Below are 24,949 nucleotides of genomic sequence, written 5' to 3'. Positions count from 1 at the left end.
TTGTTTAGGGTAGCTCCTGATTAAAAACAGGTACTGTAACCACTACATACCCATGCGCATCAGGCCGGGCGTCAGGCGCAGATACACCTGGGCCGATAGCGGGTTTTTACCGTAGTAGGATTCCAGGGCAGCGTCCTGAGTGTAGAAAGTAGCCTGTCCCCCCAGCTGGAGCAGCGTGTTGGCAAAGCTGGCGATCTGTCGGGTTACTCCCAGCGTCAGGCCCGACACCGGAAATAGTTTATCATGGGGAAAAGTTTCGGGTGCTTCTATAAACAGTTCCTCGGGTGATTTCTGTACCCACTCATAGCGTCCGTAGACTCCCCACCTATCCAGCTGCAGGTTTGATTCCAGCAGGGCCGAGTGCTCGACGTGTCCATGTCCTGCATCATTGAGCCCCCATACCAACGTGGAAGAGATCCAGCGGGAAGGACTACCCAACAGCGGTACTGAGTGCTGGGCCGAAGCGGTGGTCCGATGTACATCTTCATCGGGATGTGACACCTCCGGGCTTCTGATAAAGCCACGGGACACCTGGAAGGCCCAGTTATCGGTCGGGTTATACATTAAGCGATAGCTGTACGAATCAAAACGGGGACGGTCAAAGTCAAAGCGGTTTTCGTCGGGCTCACGACCGGTAAAGCGGGAGGCCTCAACCTTAAAATCACCGTAGCGTACCCCGGCCGTCACTACCCCAAAGGTAATGTGGGTAGCATCCTGCCAGTGGTGTCCCAGGGTAGCGTTGGGATTATTAAAAGCTGACATGCGGTGCATAAAGGCCGTGGGACCCAGCGCGGGCTCACCCGGGTACCCTACATATACGGAGGCATCCACCTTAGGACCAAAGCGCTGGGTGTATCCGACGGCCAGCTCCGAAATAAAGTCGTGGGGGTGCTGGCGGTCGATGAGCGGCTGGTCTTGCCAGGTTTCGCCCGACTGGTAGAGGAGCGGATAGCCCGCCCCACCATCAAATACACGGTCTAGCGATACCATGCTCCGGACCGTTACCAGACCATTCTGCCCCACCTGCCGCTGGGCCATCCCCATCACCCAGTTAGGTACATTGAAGGCGCTTTCGGAGCCTTTGCGGCCTTTGTTGTTGATATTCTGTCCGTTGTACTGCAGGAACACGCTACCGTGTACCATGTAGTTCCAGTTGCGGCCGTGGTGCATGTAGGCGTACATAGGGGTAGCGTCGGGCTGCCAGCTGGTACCCGATCCGTTACGGGTCATGGGCAGGCTGAGCGAAAATGCGTGCGTCATGTGGCGCATTCCTCCCATTTGCATACCTGCGTCCCCATGCATGTTGTGTCCCCTATGCATAGAGTGGTCAGTAGTAGTGGTATCGGCTTTGGGAGTGGGTTGCTGATGGTGTTCATGCTGAGCTATGGCTGGCCCGGCCGCCAGTATACCGGCAACTATGGCTACTAGATTTAAATAATGATTCTTCATGGTTTGCTAGTGATTATGTGAGTTGTGGTCTCTCCTTCCCCTCATTGAGTGATCTACCAAGCCAAGCGATAAATAACTATGCCCATGCGGCTAGTTCAGTAAGTACCTCTCTGGCTGGTAGAGCAGCCAGATCAAAACAAAGCTTCCCTTACCCATTGACCGACAAAGTCATTGGATAAAATGAGAATACAGAGATTTGTGAGAGGGAGTCCAGGCTAGATTTCGGACCACCTGATCTGATAGCTACTCATGATGTGGGGATTCTACCCTCTAAGGCTATCATCAGAAACAGGTACGGAAAGGAGGAGCAATAAGTAAGTAGTGCAAAAATAAAAGCCGGATGAAAGTCTGTTCCATCCGGCTTTGTACTGTTAGTGCTTCATATCGCTGTGAGGAGCTGCTGTTTTACGGCAGCACTTAGGCAGCTTGTCATGCGCCTTCTGATCGGCTACCATCCCGTCAGCATCATAGCCGGTATTGACAATGATAGACTTAATAGACGCTTCGTCGGTCTTCTTGGGGTTATACCTTACCGTCATAACCTTGTTATCCAGGTTCAGGTCGGCTTCTTTCACTCCCTTCGACAGACCCAGATTACGCTCCAGACGCTCTTTACACATTTCACAAATAGCCGAGGTTTTCACCTTTACTACTTTTTCCTTGTCATCTGCCTGAGCAAAGCCAAACGTCACGCCTAAGGCGAATAGTATTGAAAAAAGGGTTGCTTTCATGGGTATCAGTTTATTGGGTTTATGAATTAGATACTAGTTAGAGCTATTGGTTTAATGCTCAATGGGCGTGATCATGATCGTCCCCTTCGGTATGGGCTGCGGCCACTTCTTTCAGATCCATTTCGCAGACCGGACATTTACCCGCCTCGGCGTAGGTTTTGTCGCCTTCGCATTTCATCGGACAGGCAAACTGCTTGCCATCGGCTACCTGCTCCACAGCGGCGGGAGCATCGGTAGTTTCAGTAGTACTTTCGTTATTTCCTGAACAGGCTACCAAGGCACCAAACGACAGCAGGAATAAGACTTTTTTCATTTACTTCTAAAAGGATTACGTGTATTAAGTGATTATACTATTCTATACTTGATCGAGTGTCTTACGTGCCAGTACGGCTCCCTTCTTATACTGTCCGGGCGTTTGTCCCGTCAGCTTCTTGAACTGGTTGGCCAGGTGAGCCGAACTGCTGTATCCCAGGCGCCAGGCCATTTCGCTGACGCTCAGTTCATCGTACGACAGCCACTCTTTTACTTTCTCTATACGCTGGGCGATCAGGTACTGCTCAATAGTCGTGCCCGTTTCGGTCGAAAAAAGATGACTCAGGTAGGAGTACTCGTAACCGGTCTTTTCGGCCAGGTAGTCCGAGAAGTTCATCGTATCGGGCTTTTGGCCTTTGAGGTGCTGTACTTCTTCGATAACCAGGGTCTTTATATATTCAACAAGAGCCAACCGACGATCGTTCAGGAGTTCGAATCCGCTTTTCTTCAAGGTTTCCTCTACTTCCAGGAGCTTCTCGGCGGAGGGTTCTCCCTCCACCTCTACCTCACCCAGCGCTACGTCCTGCACCCGCAGTCCCAGCCCTTCCAGCTCCTCCCGCACTACCCGTCGGCAGCGGTCACAGACCATATTTTTGATGAGTAGCTTCATGTGGCTTAGCGTATAATTTTGTAACGTATTCCTACGTAGATAGTACGCCCTACGACGGGTCCCCAGGCCATACCGGCATCAAAGCGCTGGCCGAACGGATCGTTAGCACCGATAATCGGATTCATCTGCCGGAAATTATTCAAATTCTCGCCTCCCAGATAGATGTCCCACTTCGGAAAGGTACGGGTCACCTGCGCATTGACATTATAGAAAGCCGGGGCAATATCCGTAGGCATATTCTCATAGGTCGTATGGTCGTAGCCGGGGTCCAGGTTCGGGATGCGGCGTTTACCATTCCACTGTACCGTCAGGTCAAACTTCCACTTGTCGTAAGGCAGGGCATAGCCCGCGTTAAACAAGACCCGGTCGCGGCTGATCATCATGCGGGGCAGTAGTACCTGCTCGCCGTAGGGCTCACCCATCGTTTGCTTCACATCGAACAGGCGGTAGGCCAGTTTGAGCTCAAAGCGCTTAATGGGCGTCAGGTTTACTTCGGCCTGGAAGCTGTTAGCAAAGGCCTTATCCTGCAAATTGTAGAAGTAGGCAAAGCCGGGATGCTCAAAGTCCGCCACCAGTTGGTTCTGGAAGTCAGTACGGTAGTAGTCTACGATGAAGTTACCATCCATGCCTCCCAGGTCAAACTCCTGCGTCAGGCTGGCTCCGTAGTTCCAGGACACTTCCGGACGGATCTGCTCCCGGAACACCACCGCCCGCGAACTCACCAGGTTGCCGTAGTACTCGGCCAGCGGGTTACTCACCCGGAAGCCTTTACCGGCCGAAGCCCGTAGCGTAGTATTGGGGTTCAGGCTGTACTTGAGGTGCAGACGGGGTGTAACCTGCGTCCCGAACAGATTATGAAAATCGACCCGTGAACCCGCTACCACGACAAACTTGTCCAGGTTGTTGTAGGTGTACTCAAAGAAAGCTCCCGGTACTGACTCGGTACGAGCCAAGGTAGTATCGCGGTACTTCTCGTTGTAGTCATCCAGCATATAGCTCGCGCCGGTCTTGAACGAGTGGTTGGTATTGCCAATGATGGACTGGTAAACCAGATTGCTGTACAGGGTCTTCTGCACGCCATCGTAGTTAGTAAAACCAAAGTAGGAGCGTGAATCGTGCATGGATGCATTCATGATCAACCCCAACCCCTTGTAAGGCTTCTCCGGGAACAGCTTGGCTACCTTGGAAAATACCTCAAAACGGTTGACGTCAGAGCCATACCCGTATGAACGGTACGTCCCACGCATCTCCGGCTGGAAATTAGTCTGTCCACCTAGCCGGCTCTCGTGCAGGCCTTTTACACCAAACTGCGCCATCATCCGCTCACTCTGGTACTTCCAGCGATTCATACCGTTGAACTGCGTATACAGCGGCAGATCCAGGAAGCCGTCGCCATTGTTGTCTACGCGGTTGCGCAGGGTACTGGCGTGCGACAGAAAGCCGGTACTCCACTTATCGTTGAGCTGGTGGGCCAGGTTGAGGTTCACCTCGGCCCGCCCGAAGTTATTGACGTAGGTATTGAAGTACAGCTTCTCACGGCTATCGGGCTTCTGCAGCTCTACGTTGATCTGGCCTGTCATGGACTCATAACCATTCACCACCGAGCCCGCTCCCTTACCAATGTCAATCGACTGTACCCAGGTACCCGGTACGTAGTTGAGGCCGAAGGTAGTAGCCAGTCCCCGGATGGTCGGGATGTTCTCAACGTTGGTCTGGATGTAGGTCCCGTTCAGTCCCAGCATCTGGATCTGCTTGGCTCCCGTTACGGCATCCGCATAGGATACGGATACCGAGGCATTGGTCTCAAAGCTCTCGGACAGGTTACAGCAGGCAGCCTTAGCCAGTGCCCGGGTCGTGATGATTTCGGTCTGAATAGGATTGAGGCGGTCGACGGTGGTCGCATTGCCTTGTACCACTACCTCATTAAGCGTTTGCTCACTCCGTAATATAGCCTCCACTTCGCTTTCGGCTCCAATGCTGATGGTGTCATTGACATAGCCCACAAAGCTAAATACCAGCTTATTGGACTGCGCGCTGCGGGGAATGGAGAATTGTCCGGAGGCGTCGGTACTGGTACCCAGCGTAGTGCCGGCCCAGAATACACTGGCTCCGATTAAAGGTGTTTTTTCGGTATCTGCTGATGGCTGCTCGTATACCGTCCCGGTGACACGCTGCGCTTCAGCCACGCCTGCGAGCAGGGCCAGTAGCCCTACCAGAATATATCTATACATGATGCTATTTAAGTCTGTTGATAGGAAATCCGGTGTGATTAGATCCACACGTAATGGAGTAGTAAAAGTACATACCCGTACATCTACAACTCACCTTGGTTACTCTATATAAACGGCCTAAATCAGAAAGGACTGGACGAACGAAAGCATACTTCGCCCAAAGAATAAGGAAGAAAAGGAATGGACTACAACATTGATGGTAGATGCAGGCAAGAGCCAGTCAGCAATGGATACAATGACTGCTTTGACCGCAAATAGGAGTGCTTCAGCAAAGGACTTGCTTATTTTGGCTAACAATTGCGAGAACGAAGAGACAAAATCTACCTTCTGGTATTTCTGCTCCTCTTTGCAGCAATCAGCCTTTTTGACGATGGTTTCGTGAGGCTTTACATGGCTCACGTTCTTCTTCACACAGCTCTTACACAATCCCTTACTCTCAACGGCCATCAGCTGTAGCGACTTACCACGCATCATACAATGATGCTCCACCAGCCCGAATCCCGTGCTGGATAGCAGCACCAGGCAGGCCATAAATACGGTAAAGGATCTGTAAAGCGCTTTTTTCATGATTAGCTGTAAGCCGTATAGGCTATTGATTCAAGGACAAGACTATTCGTACTTTCCCTACTCCTATCAACTCCTCTGTACGAAATTACTCAATTAATATGAGATTACAATGGTATCGGAGGGTTATTTAGGTGAAGGAGGATCACTACTAACTGCCCCTCCTTCACCACTTTGAACTATTATACAGGTTCTGCTGTAAAGCCGGCCTGCTTCACCACCTGGGCTACTTCTTCGGCCGACTTATCGGTTTCAACGGTCAGGATGCGCTCAGGGCTCTGCAGGTCTACTTCCCAGTTTTTGATCGCTTCATCGGCGTTGAGGTGAGGGGTAACTCCGGCTACACATCCTCCACATTTGATATTGGTTTTGAATTTTAACGTTTCCATAGTCTACAAGATCAATCGCCCCGCTGGGGCTTTATGGTTGAAAATTTATTTTTGTTATAATGGGCTACAATATTGGGCGCCTCTACGAGGGAGGCTTTTAAGGTACTACAACTTCTGGTTGCGCAGGCGCAGACTGTTGGTTACTACTGATACTGAGCTGAGTGCCATGGCCGCTCCGGCGATCATCGGGTTGAGCAGGAATCCGTTGATGGGGTACAGTATACCGGCCGCAATGGGTATCCCGATCAGATTATAGATGAAGGCCCAGAACAGGTTCTGACGGATGGTACGTACGGTCCGGCGGGAGAGCTTTAAAGCCTTAGGCAGCGTCAGCAGATCCGACGTGATCAGAGTCATTTTGGCTACGTCCATGGCTATGTCGGAGCCTTTGCCCATCGCTACACTTACATCGGCCTGGGCCAGTGCCTGCGAGTCGTTGATACCATCGCCCACCATGGCTACGGTTTTGCCCTCGGCCTGCAGCTTGATCACAAACTGCATCTTGTCGTCGGGCTTTACTTCAGCCTGGTACTGGCTGATGCCTACCTGCTTCGCCACGGCGGCAGCAGTCTGCGCATTATCTCCCGTAAGCATGTACACCTCTATCCCCTGCTCCTGCAATTTCCGGACAGCTTCAGCGGAGGTTTCTTTGAGCTGATCCGCAATGGCAATCAGTGCGATCTGCTGCCCCTTCCACCCTACTCCGATCACCGTCTGGGCCTGCAGGAGGTGCTGCTCGGCCAAAGCATCCAGTTCAAGGCTTAGCGTTACTCCTTCTTCTTTAAGGAAGTTGAGAGTACCGATCAGGTACCTTTCGCCGGCTACCTCGGCCTGTACTCCGCGTCCCACCACAGCCTTAAAACCTTCTACTTTTACATCCTGCGCTGAGCCGGCAAAGTCTACTACCGCCTGCGCCAGGGGATGCTCGGAGCGGGCTTCGATGGCCCGGATAGCGGCGGCATGACGCTCTGCTGCGTCCAGACCTGTCGGCCAGTGCCAGCCTGTTACCTGTGGGTGTCCCTGAGTCAGGGTACCGGTTTTGTCCAGGATCACAGCGTTTACTTCATAGGCTTTTTCCAGACTCTCCGCATCGCGGATCAGGATATTGTTCTCGGCTCCCTTACCCACTCCCACCATAATGGCCGTTGGTGTAGCCAGCCCCAGCGCACACGGACAAGCAATAACCAGTACTGACACGGAGGCCAATAAGGCGTGGGTAAGGGCATTTTCACCACCCAGTACCATCCAGACCGCAAAGGTCAGCAGGGCTATACCTAATACCACGGGTACGAATATTCCGGCTATCTTATCCACCAGGCGCTGGACAGGGGCTTTGCTGCCCTGGGCTTCCTGCACGGTTCGGATAATCTGTGACAGGACAGTATCTTTTCCTACTTTTTCGGCAATGAAGGTAAAGCTCCCCTGCTGGTTGATGGTACCGGCAAATACCCGCTCTCCGGTCTTCTTCTCGGCCGGTACCGGTTCTCCGGTCATAAGGCTTTCGTCAACGTAGGAATGTCCGCTGATGACCTTACCATCTACCGGGATCTTCTCCCCCGACCGGATCACTACCTCATCACCCATCAGCACTTCTTTAACGGATATCTCACTTTCTACACCCTGACGTACTACCCGTACCGTCTTGGGCTGAAGGCCCATTAGCTTTTTCAGCGCATCCGATGTATTGGCCTTGGCCCGTTCTTCCAGCAGCTTTCCCAGCATAATGAAGAAGACGATCATAGCCGCCGCTTCAAAGTACACGTGTGGGTGTAGACCGCGGGCATGCCAGAATTCGGGATAAAAAGTATTGAAGGTACTGAACAGGAAAGCGATTCCGGTACTCAGCGCCACCAAAGTATCCATGTTGGCTTTGCCGTGGTTGGCCTGCTTCCAGGCATTGATGAAGAAGTCACGCCCCAGGACTACCAGTACCGGCAGGGTAAACGCCAGCATGATGTAGTTGCCGTAGGGCATATCCATAAAGAACATACCAATAATTACCACTGGCAGCGTAAGTATCCCCGTCCAGATGGTGCGCTGCCTGAGTGTGTTGTAACGCTCGTGCTGAATCTCCTCCTGCTTAACGAGTGCCTCGTCTTCCTCGGCGGTTAGTATAAGTCCGTAGCCTACTCCCTGCAGTACCTTGTCCAGTTCAGGGAGCGATACTTCCGAAGGCTCGTACTCCACCCAGGCTGACTGATTGGCAAAGTTCACCCCCGCGTCGGCGACACCGGCGGTATGCTTCAGCATGGATTCCACGCTGGCAGAACAACCCGCACAGGTCATGCCCGTCACGGGCAGCGTTACTTTCAAAGTATTTGGTTTGGTTGTAGTATCCATAATTCTCTCCATGACTAACTGTGTAAAACTCGCCAGCCAGTTTTTACTCTTACTGACAACACAAAGGTACTACCTACCTGTTCGCCAGGTATTACACAATTATGGACCAGAATTACATGATTTTGGTATAAGGTAGCCACCAAATTTTCTCAGCACTCCCCTAAGCCGACCTTTTTATTTTGCCATTTGTGCGGCTGACTTGCGCAGGGCAAAATAAAACAGAGGCGTGGGGAGTGCGCCGCCCGCCCGGCGGAGGAGGGCAAAAGACAGCATTATCCAAAAATGTTGAAATGAGTCTAATTGTATGGAAAAATCACACTTATTAGGCCAACCTTGTCCCGTTAGGCACCGGCCGATCGGGCTGGGTCAACACCACCTCCCCGTCGGGCAGCACAAAACCAGTCGTAAGTACCTCTGAGAAGAAGTTGGCGATTTGCCGGGGCGGGAAGTTCACGACACAAAGTACCTGCCGACCAACCAGCTCCTCCTTTGTATACAGCTTAGTAATCTGGGCAGAAGAGGCTTTGATCCCCACCTCCGGCCCCAGGTCTATCTGGAGTTGGTAAGAAGGTTTGCGGGCTTTGGGGAAGTCTTCCACCTTAATGATAGTACCTACCCGAAGGTCTACTTTCTCAAAATCAGCCCAGGTGATGGTATTCATGGATAAAATAGTTGCGTTCGTACCAATTAAGTTGGAAATGTAAGAAGATTAGACAAAATAGCCCTCTCCTTAAGAAACCGCTTATGTGGAAGAACACCCTTAATTCCTTTCTGTCAGCTATTCAGAATATCCGCTCCCGATTTTTTCATACCGTACTCTCTGTGCTTGGTATTGTTATTGGCGTAGCCTCCCTGGTAGGTATCCTGTCGCTGATCGACGGTATGGAGCAGTTTGCCAACGAGCAGATCAGCCGGACTACCTCGCTCAAAGGCATCTTTATCGTAGCCCAGCCGGATAGGATGGTCAATGACGTGCGGGTGCCCAAAGATACCATACCCCGGCTGACCTACACCCAACTGGGCCAGCTACACGCCTCCCTCACCCTACCCAGCGAACCCTACATGGTCACCTCCCGGGGCATGGAGGTAGCAATGCAAGGCGACACCCACCGTATAGGAACCGTCGTGAGCGCCGCGCTTCCGGCTCTGGAACCTAACGGTACCATCCTGGTTGGTAACCGATTCACACAGGAAGACATTACCCGGAAACGACCCGTAGCCGTAGTGAATACCAAATTTGTCTGGAAAGCAGCAGGAAAGGGCAAGGCCGCTACCCTGATCGGTAAGAAGCTACGGGTGCAGGACCAGGAATTAACCATAGTAGGTGTACTGGTAGCGGATACAACCCGCCCCGCGCAGATCTATTATCCCATTTCCCTGTTTCCCGAGGCAGAGCTGCGAACCCAGCGGGTCGACTACGGTCTAGAGGCAACCCGCGTGGAAGATGTCACGGCCCTGAAAGAGCAAACCGAAGCCTGGCTGCAAAAGAACGTCCGCAACGGCAAGGAAGACTTCCGCATCATGACCAATGAGTTCAGGGTACAGCAGGCGGCGCAGGGATTTCTGCTATTCCGTATTGTGATGGGGTTGATCGTGGGTATATCAGTGGTAGTTGGGGGTATTGGCGTCATGAATGTACTGCTCATCTCAGTCTCCGAGCGTACCTCTGAGATAGGCGTACGAAAGGCAGTGGGAGCCAAGAAGCGCGACATTCTGCTGCAGTTCCTGTCGGAGTCCGTGACGATCTCTACCTTTGGCAGCCTGCTGGGACTGTTACTGGGCGTATTAGGTACCATGGCGGTGATTCCTATCATCAAAGCGGTCACCAAAGTACCCTTTCAGGCAGCCTATACCTGGAACACCTTCCTGACCATCTCCATCATAGCCGTGGTAGTAGGGGTAGTATTTGGCACCTATCCGGCCCTGCGGGCCGCCCGCCTGGACCCGGTAGAGGCCATCCGAAGGGAGTAGATCAGGCGAACCTATTGTTTTAACTAGATAATACCATCGAAGCTATCCATAACTACTATGAAAAAACTTTTGGCGCTTACCTTAGTTCTTTTTTCAAGTCTTGCTTTTAGGTCTATGAAAAACGATACGGTACTCTTCTACATTGGTTCACTGGCCAAGGAGGGCGATTCGCCCATTACCCTGTGTGAACTGGATCTTAAAACCGGGAAGATCACCCCTAAAAGTACCTTCACTGAATTAAAAGGCCCGGGCTACATCAGCCTGTCTCCCGATCAGAAAACCTTGTTTGCCGTTACGCAGGAGAATAAAATCGTCTCGCTGTCTGTAGGTACTGACGGACAACTAAAACTAATCAATAGCCAGTCGTCGGAGGGGCAGAATCCGGCTCACGTATCCGTACATCCCTCGGGTAAGATGGCTTTTCTGGCCAACTATACCGGTGGTAGCATAGCCGCCTATCCCGTTAGGAAAGATGGTACGCTGGAGCCCGCTTCCGCGACGGATCAGTATACCGGCAGCGGCCCCGATAAGTCACGCCAGGAAAAGCCCCACGCGCACAGTGCCATACCTACCCCCAACGGCAAGTACCTGTACGTAGCTGACCTGGGTACCGACCGGGTGATGAACTACGTTGTTGATGCCAACTCAGGCAAACTGACACCTAACCCGGCCCAGAAGTACTTTGAGTCTAAGCCCGGAGCCGGTCCTCGTCATATCGTCGCGCATCCATCGGGCAAGTACCTGATTGTCCTGCACGAGATGGAGCCTATCGTTACTTCTTTTTCTATTGATGATAAGGGAGTCCTCAAGCCCATCCAGACGGTCAACTCTCTACCGGCTGATTTCAAAGAATCCAACAAGGGAGCGGCTATCCGCCTGCACCCCAATGGCAACTTTGTGTACGTATCCAACCGCGGCTACAACGGCATCACCGGCTACCGGATTACCGACAAAGGTGGACTGGAAGAGGTAGGCAAAGTGACGCAGTCCATTGATACACCCCGTGACTTCAACATTGACCCCAGCGGCAAGTACATGCTCGTGGCTAATATGAATACCAACGATCTGGCGGTGTATAGCCTGGATGAAAAAACAGGCAAGATGACGTTCCGCGATAAGGCTCTATCGGTCAACACCCCCACCTGTATTGAATTCCTGAAGTAGGCCCAAAGTGGGTTCATGTCATAACTAAACATTACAAAAGCCTCAGTGTTCTTACACTGAGGCTTTTGCTGTATGAGGGGCAGGTTATTACCATTTAAGGAGTACTTTACCACAACTATTGTCTATTCAACACAACATCAGCACCACTATGAATTGGTACCTGTCAGAGATCAATGATGTATTCAAAGAATTAAGTACGCATAAAGAGGGCCTGTCCAACGCCGAAGCCCAGAGCCGGCTGGAACAGTATGGTCCCAACGAGCTACAGGGTACCTCCGATAAGTCTGTCTGGAAGCTTGTCATTAACCAGTTCATGGACGTCATGATCCTCATCCTGATTGCGGCGGCGGTAGTGTCGGTAGTGCTCGGGGATATCAGCGACGCCATTGTAATTCTGGTCATCGTCATACTAAATGCCATCATTGGCTTCGTGCAGGAGTACCGGGCGGAAAAGGCCATCGAAGCTCTCCGCAACATGTCCGCTCCCCAGGCCCTCGTACGCCGGGGAGGTACCGAAGCCCGCGTAGAAGCCTTAGACCTGGTACCCGGTGATGTGGTCCTGCTGGAAGCTGGTAACCTTGTACCCGCCGATATGCGCCTCTACGAAGTCTCCTCCATGAAGGTAGAGGAAGCCTCACTGACGGGTGAATCCGAAGCCGTAGACAAGAACAGCGCTCCGCTTACCGAAGAAGATCTCCCTCTGGGCGACCGCGTCAATATGGCCTACCGGGGTACCATTGTCAAAGACGGACGAGCCGAAGGCGTGGTCATAGCCACCGGTATGCAGACCGAAATGGGACGCATAGCCCAGATGCTGCAGGAGAGCGACAGCCAGACGCCTCTGCAGAAACGACTCGCCAAATTTGGCAAACAGCTATCGGTGATCGTACTGGTTATATGTGCCCTGCTGTACGGCGTGGGCCTGCTACGCGGTGAAGACCCGCTCCGGATGCTGCTGACCTCCATCTCACTGGCCGTAGCGGCTATTCCCGAAGCACTACCCGCCGTGGTGACCATTGCCCTGGCGCTGGGAGCGAAGCGGATGGTGAAGCAGAATGCCCTCATCCGTCAGCTTCCGGCGGTGGAAACCCTGGGTTCCGTCAGCTATATATGCTCCGACAAGACGGGTACTATTACCCAGAACCAGATGACCGTCATGGAAACCTGGCAACCGGATACTATAGCCGTACCGGAACTGGAAAACCTATCGAAGGAACAACTGCTCCTGCTCTGCATCAGTCTGAACCACGACGTCAAGCAGGACGAACAGGGGGAGTACCTGGGCGACCCTACTGAGGTTGCCATGGTGGACTTTGTAAAGCAGGAAGAAGGCTACCAGGAGGAATGGCTCAAACAGTACCCTCGGGTCAATGAAATTCCCTTCAACTCTGACCGAAAGCGGATGAGTACCATCCACCAGTTCGGACCGAAGTACCTGGTCGTGACCAAGGGTGCCTCCGAAGCTATGGATGATGTGTCAGTGGAAGATCCCGGCCCGATCCTGAAGCAGGCCGAAGAACTGGCGCAGGAAGGAATGCGGGTAATATCGTACGGCTATAAGCTGCTGGATGAGGTACCTGATATGGTCAAGGAAGAGCTCATCGAGTCGGACCTCCATTTTGTAGGCCTGGTAGCCATGATCGATCCACCACGCGAAGAGGTCAAGGAGGCCATTGCCGAATGTCTGGATGCCGGTATCACACCCGTAATGATCACGGGCGACCACCCCGCTACGGCCAAAGCCATTGCCTCGCAGGTAGGTATCCTGCGCAGCGACAAGGACCTGGTAGTGACCGGACGGGAGTTGGCTAAGCTATCCCAGGAGGAATTTGAGAATAAGGTAGAGTCCATCAAGGTGTACGCGCGTGTATCGCCCGAACAAAAATTGAATATCGTCACGGGTCTTCAGAAGAAGGGCCACTTTGTATCCATGACCGGTGACGGGGTCAACGACGCACCAGCCCTTAAGAAAGCCAACATCGGGGTTGCGATGGGTATTACGGGTACGGACGTGACCAAGGAAGCCTCACACATGATCCTGCTGGATGACAACTTCGCTACCATTCTGAAAGCTGTGCGCGAAGGCCGACGTATCTTCGACAACATCCGCAAGTTCATCAAGTACACCCTGACCAGTAACGCGGGCGAGATCTGGACCATCTTCATGGCGCCCGTACTGGGTCTGCCCATTCCCCTGCTCCCCATCCATATCCTCTGGATCAACCTGGTTACGGATGGATTACCGGGACTGGCCCTGGCGTCTGAGCCCGTCGAGAAGAATACCATGAAGCGTCCGCCGCAAAAGAGCAGCGAAGGTATCTTCAACCGGAGCCTTAGTATCCACATTGGCTGGGTTGGCCTGCTGATGGGGGCTCTTTGCCTCGGCACGCAGGTATGGAGTATGAATTTGGATAATCCCAAGTGGCAGACCATGGTGTTCACGGTACTGTCTCTCAGCCAAATGGGGCATGCGCTGGCCATCCGCAGCGACTACGTATCGCTGTTCAAGCAGGGGCTTATGAGCAACAAGCAGCTTACTGCCGCCGTCCTGTTTACCCTGCTTCTGCAGCTAGCGGTCATCTACGTCCCCTTCCTGCAGGATATGTTTCATACCCAATCTCTGACCTGGGGAGAACTAGGTATCTGTCTCGCCATCTCCAGCATTATCTTCTTTACGGTTGAAGTAGAGAAGTGGGTGAAGCGCCGGAAGATCAGTGACCAGTGAGCAGTTGCCAGTTACCAATGTAAGCAGTGACCAGTTACCAATTTGATGTGTGGAATTGGGGGTAGGTACCTATCTATGTTTTAGGGGAGCATCCCTGCTTCTTTAGCTTATTTTGCTCCTAATTCTAGTTTTACTGGGTAATGCTATCGCTTGCCCTCGCGGCCGGGCGGCCCCGCTCTCCCCACGCCTCTGTGCTCTGCGGGCCTGCGCAAGGCTAGCGCACAAATGCCCACAGCGCAAGGTCGGCTTAGGGGAGAGCTGAGAAATTTGGCGAACTGCCTACTAGTAAAGGAAGTGAAATAGTATTTTTTTAATTAGGTACTGTCGGTACTAAACATGAACCATGCAGACTCTAACAGCCCTCTCATAAGCCGACCGCCGGACGGCCCCGCTTATTTTACAGCTATATGTGCGGCTGGTTTGCGCAGAGCTGTAAAATACAGAGGCGTTGAGAGGGCGGGGCCCGCCCGGCCGTGAGGGCAAACGACTGCATTACCCGGAAGAGCCAGAACTAAAACCCATAAATATTACACCTGCCATAATCCTCCTGGCGCAGGATACAGACACCCTTCTCCCTCGCCAATAGGGAAAATAGCAGCATAAGTACCTGCCTTGTACTTAAAATTCAGAATAAGCTTCTAGTAAACCTAGAATTTGCGTAGAATTGTAGTAGTGGCTATTCCATGGCGGCCGCCTCCCATAACCCTATACCCCTAATTTACCAAAACATGACCTCCCGTCGATCCTTTTTCCGCCAGGCAGGTAGCGCTGCTGCCGGTGCTGTGGCTTTACCTGCTTTCCTTGAACAAGCTTACGCAGGCGAGCTGGCCTCCCGTACCAAACAGATAGCCGGATTGAACCCCGCCGAAGCGGCCCGGGACGAAGACTTCTGGGCCTGGATCAAGAATGAATATACGGTATCCCCTAACGTCCTGAACTTCAACAACGGCGGGGTGAGTCCCCAGCCCCGGGCGGTACAGCAGGCGCATATCCGTTTTTATGAGTACTCCAATGAAGCCCCCAGCTACTACATGTGGCGTATACTGGATCAGGGTAGAGAAGCACTCCGGGCCAAACTGGCCGATCTGGCCGGTTGCGATGCCGAGGAACTGGCCATCAACCGCAACGCCACCGAGGGCCTCAACACCATTATCTTTGGCATCAACCTCAAAGCAGGCGACGAAGTAGTACTCAGCAAGCAGGACTACCCCAACATGATCAACGCCTGGAAGCAACGCGAAAAGCGGGACGGCATTAAGCTGGTGTGGATCAACCTGGAGCTGCCCCGCGAGGACGATGAGTACTTCGTCCAGAAGTACACCAGTGCCTTCACCTCCCGCACCAAAGTAGTCCACATCACGCACCTTATCAACTGGATCGGACAGGTTACCCCCGTGCGAAAGATCGCCGATGAGGCCCGCAAGCGGGGCATTGAAGTCATAGTGGATGGGGCCCATACTTTCGCGCATATTGATTTTAAGATACCCGACCTGGGCTGCGACTACTTTGCCACCAGTCTGCACAAGTGGCTGTGCGCCCCCTTCGGCAGCGGGATGATGTACATCAAAAAGGACAAGATCAAAAACGTGTGGGCGCTGCTGTCCAGCCCGGAACCTGACAGCGGAGACATCCGCAAGTTTGAGAGCCTGGGTACCCGCTCCTTTGCCTCCGAAATGGCCATCGGTACGGCCGTAGACTTCCACAACGGCATCGGCACCGACCGCAAGTTTGCGCGGCTGCACTACCTGCAGCGCTACTGGACCGACAAGATACGCCAGATACCGGGTGCAGCTATACATACGCCCAAAGACCCGAAGTACAGCGGTGCCCTCGCCCTCTTCTCCGTAGACGGCATGACGCCCGGCGATGTGGGCAACGCCCTCTTCAACAAGGCCCGCATCCACACCAGTGCAACCGTCTGGGAAAACATCAGCGGCGTTCGTGTGACGCCCCACATCTACACCAGTACCAAAGACCTCGACCTGCTGGTCAACACAATCAGCAACATCGCTGGTGAGGCTCGGAAGAAGGGGAAGAGTTAGGGGTTTATGAATCGGCAGAAAAATTCACTTGGACTACTATAAAACTCCTACATACTTTTCATCAAATTAAAAGACTATCTGTAGATGAATTTTAGACAAGGAAGTTATGGCGATGTAGAACAGCTACGCCTACTGGGTTTGGCGTCCTGGAAGCAGTTTCAAAGTGATCTAACACCCGATAATTGGCAGAAACTATTCAATAACCTCAATCATACTGAAATGTATGCTGAGCTACTAACACAGTCACACTGTATTGTTTGCGAAAATGCTGTTGGAGCCATTATTGGAATGGCCTTTCTTGTTCCAAGGGGTAATCCGACAGACATATTTCAGGCCGATTGGTCTTACCTACGGTACGTGACCGTTCATCCAGACTTTAGTGGGCTTGGGATTGGCAGACAATTAACCGAGAAGTGCATCGAAATAGCAAAACGCAACAAGGAACACACTGTTGCCCTTCATACTTCTGAAATGATGCACAAAGCACGGCATATATACGAGAGCTTAGGCTTTACAATATTGCGGGAAATCGAACCACGACAAGGGAAGAAGTATTGGTTATATACACTTGCTATCGCTTGATTGAATATTTTTACCATAGTTGGCGATAACTCTAACAATCATAAGAAGACCTGGACCGGCTGGTCAAAACCATCAGCAGCATCGCCAGCAAAGCACGGAAGAAGGGGAAGAGTTAAGGAAAATTCAGGAACTACATTGGTAAAATGAAATGACACATTACTATAGAAAATCAATTATTGAACTATTGACACTTGTGAATCAAGCCAAAGTCGACCCTTTTAACCAAGTTGAGACATGGCATCTTATCCAAGAGACATTGATTAAGCAAATATCAAAGATTGAATATAAAATTAGAAATATTAAATATGAAATAAAGGAGTTAAACCTTAGCAGAAAGAATCCACAGAGACAATTATCAAAAGATGAGTCTAATATTGTTAAAAGCTCCTTAGATTACTTAGATTATAAATTAGAAGAATATAGACGTCTTATAAAGATCTATAAAAGTATAGGTGATTCAGTTGCCTTTACTTTCATTCACAAGCTGGACATCAAGCCTCAAAATTTCAAGCAATCATCAGGATTTATAACAGACAAAGTCGGGTTCAGAAGAGAAAAGCAAATGTTTCGACAAGCCTTCAAAATGGGTAGTATTGCCATTCTGAACGATTTAACATCTGTTTTAAAATACTGTGATATAACATTAGTTCTTGAAGGTGGCTTTGTCCCGATAGAAGTAAAATCAAGTAAGAACAAGAATGCTAGAGTTAAAAGGCAGGAATCAAATGCTAATAAACTCTTTTCTTATATTTTCACAGATACGACTGATAGCTTGTATGGCATTGAAGGTATTATGCATAGGGTTTCAATTCAAAGCCAAGAAATTAACTACATACAAGTTATTAACAAGTTGATCGAAAGTTCGAAAAAGAATGGATATGCATACAAACTTGTAGAACCCGGTGTTCTATACTTCGTTGCTCATCAGGCTCCGAACAATAAAGAAGACTCAAAGAGTATATTCAAAGAATGCAATATTGTAAATCCGACAGCATTCTTTTTGAATACTATGAAATTCAATGAGTTGGGATACTATCCTTTTTCATTGAGTATAGCTACTCCTGAAAACTACTTTGACTTTCTTCAAGGGAAGTTCGTGATTAATATCTTCATTGATTTTAATATTGTAAGCCAACTGGCTCAAAAATATGGATTTACTTTCCATGAACGAAATGATTTAGACTATCCTTACGAATTTAAAAACTTGAATGAGGAAGAAAACTTAAACTCTTTCAAAATATCTTCCCATTACTTTGGGAGGATAATAATTGAATTTGTTTCATTAAATTGGCTACTAAGCGAAGCTTTTGAAAAATACTCAAGACTATCAAAAAGCGATATGCACAACAGCGGCTTGGGAGAACCCAACAGAAGAGCATAGGTTACGCTTTATTATTCTATTCTACATCTACGTACAACTATACCGTCATGACTATATTTCATGGTAATAGCCAAGTCCCTCTACGTTAGCGCCTGATACTAATATCTCCTACTACGACAGCCCCCCTCCACTACCTCCCAAAAAGCACCTAATTCCCCATGATCTTATTACGGTGCTCGATCCCCCAGATCGCCAGGTGATCAATCACCGTCCGGAGTTTATGCCCATACTCCGTTAGTTCGTACTCGACGGTAATGGGCTGCGTAGCGAGTACGGTACGCTTCACCAGATCATTCATCTCCATATCCTTCAGCTCCCGGCTCAGCATCTTGCCGGATATGCCCTGTACTTCCCGTAGTATCTCCGAGTACCTTTTCTTCCCGAAACTAAGCGAGGCTACAATGGAGATGGTCCATTTGCCATTGAGTACATCCATCGCGTCGTGAATCGCTAGAATGGTCTTCCTGCATTCATGCGTACTATGCTTTACTTCCTCCATAGGTTACTAGGTTACCTGAATGTCACTGTTACTTTTTGTCACTATGTGTCAAATGTAAACAATCTTTCCTGAACTTTGAGCCAGCAAAACAAAAAAAGTAACAGACATGGACTTATTAGAAAGCCTGAACTGGCGATATGCCACCAAAAAATTCAGCAACAAAAAACTGGCAGCCGACAAGCTGCAGACCATCGTAGATGCCATCAACCTGTCGGCCTCATCCGCTGGCATGCAACCGTACCGGCTCTTCGTGATCGAAAACCCCGAACTAAAAAAGGAACTAGGCGTCGGTTCGTTCAACGCCCAAATCGCGGAAGCCTCCCATCTGCTGGTATTCGCCGCGTATGCTGCCGTCCGTGAAGAGGACATTCAGAAGTACATTCAGCTGATAGCCAGGGAGAGAAATACCACCGAGGAAAGTCTGGTTGATTTCAAAAACGCGCTGGAACGTGGTTTCCTGAGCCGGACCGACGAAGAAAACTTTATCTGGTCAGCCCGACAGGCCTACATAGCCCTGGGGACGGGTATTATCGCGGCGGCCGAACTGAAGGTAGACGCTACGCCTATGGAAGGCTTTGATGCCGAGAAGTTCGATACCCTGCTGGGGCTGAAAGAAAAAGGGTTGAAAAGCGTGGTGCTGCTGGCATTGGGCTACCGTGATGAGGAGAAAGACCCGTTCGCCAAGATGAAAAAAGTACGATTGCCCAAAGAGGAGTTTGTTACAGAATTCGCTTAGTACTACTACTAGTTGTATAGATAGAAGCAAAAGCTGAGGGAGATCCCCTCAGCTTTTATGTTTCATGCCCACCAGCTACCTACTACACTATCTCTCCCAACTACCTGCCTATATACGCCCGCCAACTCACCGGAAGCTACACTTTTACATTAGAACCTGTATCTTAGAGGCTTTCCTATACACATACTACGTAACTAAAAGACATGAAAAGGTTTGGATGGGCGCTACTGGCGTGCTTGTTTTTCTCAGGGGTACTGAAGGCCCAGGAAGGCCGGGTACCGGCCTTCCGCAAAGGAGTACCACTGGACTCCATCGTACTGAGTGATCCCTTCATCCTGGCTGATAAAAAGACCAGCCTGTACTACATGACCGGCACCGGCGGCATGCTGTGGAAGAGCAAAGACATGAAAGCCTGGGACGGCCCCTACTCCATCACCCAAACCGACCCCAACTCCTGGATGGGCCCCAAGCCCATGATCTGGGCGGCCGAAATCCACCCCTACAAAGGCAAGTACTACTACTTCGCGACCTTCACCAACCGGGACGTCAAGATTGATACCGTCCAGGGCCAGGTAATCGAGCGCCGGGCCTGCCATGTACTGGTAAGCGACCAGCCCGACGGCCCCTACGTACCCATGCAGGACCCTACCTACCTGCCCGCCAGCATGCCTACCCTCGATGGTACCCTCTGGGTAGATACTGACGGAAAGCCCTACATGGTGTACTGCTACGAATGGCTGCAGAACCTCAATGGTACCATGGAAAAGATCGAACTGAAACCCGATTTGAGTGGCTCGGTAGGTACCCCCAAGTTGATGTTCCGGGCCAGTGACTCACCTTGGAGCCGTGAAAAAGACGACAAGGGTAACGACAAGCCGAATAAGGTAACCGATGGCCCCTATCTATTCAAAACCGGAACCGGGCGGCTGGGCATGATCTGGACCAGCTGGATCCATGATGTATACACGCAGGGCGTAGCCTACTCCCAAAGCGGTACCCTCGACGGCCCCTGGGTACATGAGAAAGAACCCATCACCCCACTCAACTTCGGCCACGGTATGCTGTTCCATACCCTGGATGGCAAGCTGCTGATGTCCATCCACAGCCATAAAAGCATCAACGGCCGCTACCGCCGCATCCCCCATTTATTTGAAGTAGATTTATCGGGCGATAAGTTGGTAGTTGGGAAGCTGTATAGGCCTTGATTTTTTGTAACTGTATTTACTTTTTGAAGCGTATAGCGTAAGTTCAGGTGCTGGATGAGAAATAGGAGTTGTGTTTATATTCACTAATTCATAACTGCTGATTGATACAACTAGTACTATTCCATATAAGTGCTTAGGAAGAAAGTTTGTCGCTTATACGGAAACGACGTTTGAATGTACCTATAAAAATAAACAATACACTAAAAGCAATTTTGTGGGTACATAAAGTTCTAATAAATCTAACAATAACTACAAAAATTAATATATTTAATAGCTAGCCCACATTAAAATTGATACAACCTTCGATGAAAAACCTTTACCAATATATTGAGGAATTGACAATTGATAAATGGCACTACTATTATGGTATCGACAACGATTTAGAAGCTATAAAACCCTTTATAGACCATATAGACTATCTAAAATTTATTTTAGACTATTTCAAAAAGGGAGGAAAGGTCAGAATATTTGAGTTGAGCGATATTAATCCCGACGAACTAAGACTTCCTAACCATATCTGCTCAGTCTTTTTCCTTGGAATTATATTGTACAATGAAACTGAACTTTTGAAAACATACAAATTTGAAAGCAGCGATGTAGGTTATTCAACCTTCCCATTTATCTGGTTTCTTATAGCATTGTTTCATGATAATGCATATCAAATGGAAGACAAGAGCCAATTACAGAACATTTCTTCTATTTCTGACTTGGTTAAGATGTTTAATATTGAGCATTCGCTTCTGGATAGAAAATTCACAAAATGCAAAAGTCTATTAAACAGTCGTAACAACTACTTTCTTTTCCGAAAGAAAGAATGGAAAGTAGTTGACCATGGAATCTTGGGAGGAATGCTACTTTTTGATAGACTAGTCAAAATAAGACGAGAGAAGAAAAGAATGAACGAAGACTCGCTTTTCTGGGGCAATAAATTAGAGAAACATTACGAGACAGCAGCTAATGCGATAAGCATTCATAATATTTGGTTACAATCAGAGAGTATTTGTAATGAGTTCAACTTGAAAGAATTACTAAACTTCAAGCCAATTAAATTCAAAGAATTTCCGTTGTTTTATCTTTTAGGCATAATTGATACAATTGAGCCTTTAAAGACGTACAAAGATGATAACCTTTCGGACATTGAAATTTTAAAAAGTATCAACTTAGAGCTTAAAGGAAAGCATATGCGAGTTACTGAAAGCGACAATTCAAAAATAGACTTTCGAAAACTTATCAGAAAAGTAGTAGACCTCGCTGGTTGGTTAGATGTTAAAATTGAAATTGAACATAAAGGATTTAAAGTAACATTCAGATAAACATCGTCTAATAAGGTATGACTAAAAGCGCGCAAAAGCAATGCTATGGAGCGGAATAATGAATTGTAAACCGAATAACTTCAGAAATTTTTAAGAATGCCATGTCCTTGCCTTCAGCAACACCTGACACGTTAACCGCAAATCAATCAACCTTCATTATGGAGCGCCCCTTTGTAAACAATGTGGAAGATTTTATTACTAAATTTGTTCATTCTACAAATGGACAACTTGTAAGTGAATACCTAAACAGCACACCTGACTTTGAGAATGCTGACTATTTCTTTAAGAGCGACAACATAATTATTGAGTTAAAATGCTTAGAAAAGGATTTGTTTTCGGATGAAGATTTTGAAAGAAATGAAAGATTAATTGATAGATGGATTGAGGAGAAGTTAATTACAAAGTCTGACATTATTGCGATATTTCTTCGAAAGAAACAAATTCCTGAAAAGTGCCTTCAAGAGATGTTCAAATTAGCAAGGCGAACTTTTCAAAAGGTGATTGAAAAAGCGAATAAACAATTAAGAGAAACTAAAACCAAAGCCGGAAACGCAGACACAAAGAAGGTTTTAATGATTTGTAACGATGGTAATTATCTTTTCCCTAATGCTCTGCTATTTTCATTGGTATGTGACATCATCTCCACAAGGAAAGAAATTGATATTGATTGTACAGTTTACTTTACTGTAAACCAAGTTTCATTTATACCAAATAGCGACCTTGATTGGGGCTTGTGGTTACCAGCTTACGGAGAGAACGCTAATGAACATTTACATCAGTTTATAAACGATCTTGGATTAAAATTCAACAATTTCTACAACGATACTTTTGGAATTGAGAATACAGAATACAGAGATTTTCCAGATACAGAAGTTGGTATTAATGCCATTAGCGAAATGAATTATATCCCAAAGGATGTTATTTATAAACAGTAATCTGCGGCCACATCGGTTTGCTGCTATGGCGACAGTCGAAACGAAGCATCAACTTTTTATTCGTTAATCGGCAACAGTTCCGCGACAATATGCTATTGAGCAACTCAATATATTCTATGCATTTGTTTTTCAAATGGTTTCAATTTCGAGCCATCGAACATAAAATGCCGGTACAGCAGCAAGCTGATGTTAGCCTCGGGTAATATACTCTCTTTCAGAACTGCCCCGCTCTTATTATTATCCTGACCTATACCTTCTATTACATCTACCCTACATCAGGAAGATCCTTAACTGCTGCAGTACTTACACTATCACTGCTGGCAGCGACTAACAACACCTACGCACAAACCCTGGCAGCCATATTCTCCAAGGGAAATAAGCCCATAGGTTTCTGTTTATGGCACTTACTGGGCTAGCTCTATTCTTAGCGCTGGCGGTCCATGAGCTAGGGTATCTGGTGGTGGGGCTGCTGGGCGTCAAAAGAGCGGCACTTCCATGCGGGTACTTCCATAGAGGTATACTTGAATAAGAACCTAGGCTTTTACTTTGACAGCAATAACAACTGGGACATTAACAGATATATTTATTTAACATTAAAACTTATGAGCAATAAAAAAGGATTGCCATTTCCTTTGATCATTATAGTAATCATTTTAGGAGGGGCCATATTTAAACAATTTGATTCTGAAAATCTAAAACTTAAAGAACCAGCCTTAGCAGTTGTATATATATTAACATTCCTGGTATCTGTATATTGGCTTGTTAAGCACTATAAAGCAAAATAACAGTAGCCACTTTATGGAAAGCGCTCAACATCGATGCAGCACCAGTACCCAAAAGCTCCTGACAGAAACACGCTTTTATATGCCTACTTTCTAAAAGCTAAATGACTGACCTATGGAACCGGTACTTCTTAAAGACATCTATCCTGGCGTGGCCCTGCAGGAGTATGTGCAGAAGTACCAGGTCATCCGATTCGTATTTGATACAGCTGTTGTTCCGCCCGTAAAATTTCACACCCCCAGGCCAGAACATACCATTACTTTTTATACACGGGATGCCCAACGGTTCAGTCCTGTCAGGTCTGATCACGCTATCACCTATCCTCACTGTGTTGTTAATGGCATTTATACCATACCTCTCAAACGGTACGGCGGGTATGATTTTCTGGCCATCAAGGTGGTTCTTCAGCCCACTACGTTATCACGTTTAAGGATAGCGGAGGTCAAAGAATTAACCGATACGTTCAAAGACGCTAGAGATTGTCTGGGCATCGAGCTTTCCGTGCTGCAGGAAAAGCTATTTAGGATGAATGAGCTGAGAAGTATGATCAGTACGATTGAAGTTTTCCTCCTTGACCTGATTAAGAAGAGGTGTAAACCCGCGGAACCCATTGATAAGGCGAGTATATACCTGATCAGGCACGAAAACAGGGTATCCATAGACTGGCTGGCCGATCAATCCTGTTTGAGCGTCCGCCAGTTTATCAGGAGATTTGAGGAGCAGGTCGGCGTGAGTCCCAAGATGTTTCAGAAAATCCTCCGGTTTGACCGGGCGTATCGCCTAAAAAACAACCACCCGGAGTTAGACTGGCTACACATAGCCCTGGCCTGCGGATACTATGATTACCAGCATCTGGTGAAAGACTTCAAGGAGTTCACCAATCTTACCCCTCCGGCCTTTTACGAAGTAGAAAAGGCCTCGCCGGAAAGGACATTCGCCTTACATGAAGGGTAAAGAATGTCACTTTTTTACCACCACTCTATTCCA

Annotated in this window: 22 protein-coding genes; 12 read left to right on the top strand and 10 right to left on the bottom strand. The window is 48.9% G+C overall.

All coding sequences use genetic code 11. The annotated features are described in order from the left end of the window. Positions 1-42 precede the first annotated feature (42 nt). From JUB14_RS11420 to JUB14_RS11380, 9 genes are all read right to left on the bottom strand, one after another. Positions 43-1,449 carry a hypothetical protein gene (locus JUB14_RS11420; protein ID WP_207506144.1) on the bottom strand — a complete coding sequence of 469 codons (1,407 nt, stop codon included), beginning with the start codon at positions 1,447-1,449 and terminating at the stop codon, positions 43-45. 371 nt (positions 1,450-1,820) lie between these two features. Further along, a complete protein-coding gene (locus JUB14_RS11415) occupies positions 1,821-2,180 on the bottom strand; it encodes a heavy-metal-associated domain-containing protein (protein WP_207506143.1) in 360 nt (119 codons plus the stop codon). Between the two features lie 58 nt (positions 2,181-2,238). After that, positions 2,239-2,493: a heavy metal-binding domain-containing protein gene (locus JUB14_RS11410; RefSeq protein ID WP_207506142.1), complete on the bottom strand. Its 255-nt coding sequence runs from the start codon at positions 2,491-2,493 to the stop codon at positions 2,239-2,241. Between the two features lie 42 nt (positions 2,494-2,535). Further along, a complete protein-coding gene (locus JUB14_RS11405; RefSeq protein WP_207506141.1) occupies positions 2,536-3,102 on the bottom strand; it encodes a helix-turn-helix transcriptional regulator in 567 nt (188 codons plus the stop codon). 5 nt (positions 3,103-3,107) lie between these two features. Beyond that, on the bottom strand, positions 3,108-5,333 hold the full coding sequence (locus JUB14_RS11400; protein WP_207506139.1) for a TonB-dependent receptor: 2,226 nt from the start codon (positions 5,331-5,333) through the stop codon (positions 3,108-3,110). Between the two features lie 117 nt (positions 5,334-5,450). Beyond that, positions 5,451-5,900: an HYC_CC_PP family protein gene (locus JUB14_RS11395; protein WP_207506137.1), complete on the bottom strand. Its 450-nt coding sequence runs from the start codon at positions 5,898-5,900 to the stop codon at positions 5,451-5,453. Between the two features lie 179 nt (positions 5,901-6,079). Then, positions 6,080-6,286 (bottom strand): heavy-metal-associated domain-containing protein, encoded by a 207-nt coding sequence (locus tag JUB14_RS11390; protein ID WP_207506135.1) that lies wholly within the window; start codon positions 6,284-6,286, stop codon positions 6,080-6,082. 105 nt (positions 6,287-6,391) lie between these two features. Continuing rightward, the gene (locus JUB14_RS11385; RefSeq protein ID WP_207506134.1) at positions 6,392-8,626 is read right to left on the bottom strand and encodes a heavy metal translocating P-type ATPase; all 2,235 of its coding nucleotides are present in this window, start codon (positions 8,624-8,626) and stop codon (positions 6,392-6,394) included. A 322-nt stretch (positions 8,627-8,948) separates the two neighbouring features. Then, a complete protein-coding gene (locus JUB14_RS11380) occupies positions 8,949-9,287 on the bottom strand; it encodes a tRNA-binding protein (protein ID WP_207506132.1) in 339 nt (112 codons plus the stop codon). Positions 9,288-9,370: 83 nt separating this feature from the next. Here JUB14_RS11380 and JUB14_RS11375 point away from each other — a divergent pair, with 83 nt between their 5' ends. From JUB14_RS11375 to JUB14_RS11350, 6 genes are all read left to right on the top strand, one after another. Further along, positions 9,371-10,597, top strand: coding sequence for an ABC transporter permease (locus JUB14_RS11375; protein WP_207506131.1), 1,227 nt, complete (start codon positions 9,371-9,373; stop codon positions 10,595-10,597). A gap of 114 nt (positions 10,598-10,711) precedes the next feature. Beyond that, positions 10,712-11,761, top strand: a complete 1,050-nt coding sequence (locus tag JUB14_RS11370; protein ID WP_229367749.1) for a lactonase family protein — start codon at positions 10,712-10,714, stop codon at positions 11,759-11,761. Positions 11,762-11,909: 148 nt separating this feature from the next. After that, the gene (locus JUB14_RS11365) at positions 11,910-14,486 is read left to right on the top strand and encodes a calcium-translocating P-type ATPase, PMCA-type (RefSeq protein WP_207506129.1); all 2,577 of its coding nucleotides are present in this window, start codon (positions 11,910-11,912) and stop codon (positions 14,484-14,486) included. 728 nt (positions 14,487-15,214) lie between these two features. After that, positions 15,215-16,528, top strand: coding sequence for an aminotransferase class V-fold PLP-dependent enzyme (locus JUB14_RS11360; RefSeq protein ID WP_207506125.1), 1,314 nt, complete (start codon positions 15,215-15,217; stop codon positions 16,526-16,528). 84 nt (positions 16,529-16,612) lie between these two features. Next, positions 16,613-17,110, top strand: coding sequence for a GNAT family N-acetyltransferase (locus JUB14_RS11355; protein ID WP_207506123.1), 498 nt, complete (start codon positions 16,613-16,615; stop codon positions 17,108-17,110). A gap of 193 nt (positions 17,111-17,303) precedes the next feature. Beyond that, positions 17,304-18,491 carry a hypothetical protein gene (locus JUB14_RS11350; RefSeq protein ID WP_207506121.1) on the top strand — a complete coding sequence of 396 codons (1,188 nt, stop codon included), beginning with the start codon at positions 17,304-17,306 and terminating at the stop codon, positions 18,489-18,491. A gap of 148 nt (positions 18,492-18,639) precedes the next feature. Here JUB14_RS11350 and JUB14_RS11345 read toward each other — a convergent pair whose 3' ends face one another. Next, positions 18,640-18,990, bottom strand: a complete 351-nt coding sequence (locus JUB14_RS11345; RefSeq protein ID WP_207506119.1) for a winged helix-turn-helix transcriptional regulator — start codon at positions 18,988-18,990, stop codon at positions 18,640-18,642. 106 nt (positions 18,991-19,096) lie between these two features. Here JUB14_RS11345 and JUB14_RS11340 point away from each other — a divergent pair, with 106 nt between their 5' ends. From JUB14_RS11340 to JUB14_RS11315, 6 genes are all read left to right on the top strand, one after another. Next, a complete protein-coding gene (locus tag JUB14_RS11340; RefSeq protein WP_207506117.1) occupies positions 19,097-19,726 on the top strand; it encodes an NAD(P)H-dependent oxidoreductase in 630 nt (209 codons plus the stop codon). Between the two features lie 203 nt (positions 19,727-19,929). After that, entirely contained in the window at positions 19,930-20,931 is a 1,002-nt protein-coding gene (locus JUB14_RS11335) for a glycoside hydrolase family 43 protein (RefSeq protein WP_207506115.1), read from the top strand. Between the two features lie 305 nt (positions 20,932-21,236). Next, positions 21,237-22,244, top strand: a complete 1,008-nt coding sequence (locus JUB14_RS11330) for a hypothetical protein (protein ID WP_207506113.1) — start codon at positions 21,237-21,239, stop codon at positions 22,242-22,244. Positions 22,245-22,345: 101 nt separating this feature from the next. Next, the gene (locus JUB14_RS11325; RefSeq protein WP_207506111.1) at positions 22,346-23,179 is read left to right on the top strand and encodes a hypothetical protein; all 834 of its coding nucleotides are present in this window, start codon (positions 22,346-22,348) and stop codon (positions 23,177-23,179) included. Between the two features lie 602 nt (positions 23,180-23,781). After that, positions 23,782-23,964: a hypothetical protein gene (locus tag JUB14_RS11320; RefSeq protein WP_207506109.1), complete on the top strand. Its 183-nt coding sequence runs from the start codon at positions 23,782-23,784 to the stop codon at positions 23,962-23,964. A 112-nt stretch (positions 23,965-24,076) separates the two neighbouring features. Then, positions 24,077-24,916: a helix-turn-helix domain-containing protein gene (locus JUB14_RS11315; protein WP_207506107.1), complete on the top strand. Its 840-nt coding sequence runs from the start codon at positions 24,077-24,079 to the stop codon at positions 24,914-24,916. The last annotated feature ends 33 nt before the right edge of the window (positions 24,917-24,949 follow it).

It is taken from the genome of Telluribacter humicola (assembly GCF_017355935.1).
Classification (GTDB): domain Bacteria; phylum Bacteroidota; class Bacteroidia; order Cytophagales; family Spirosomataceae; genus Telluribacter; species Telluribacter humicola.
Note: the sequence above shows the minus strand (reverse complement) of the source record. Positions and strands in the feature narration are given on the sequence as shown.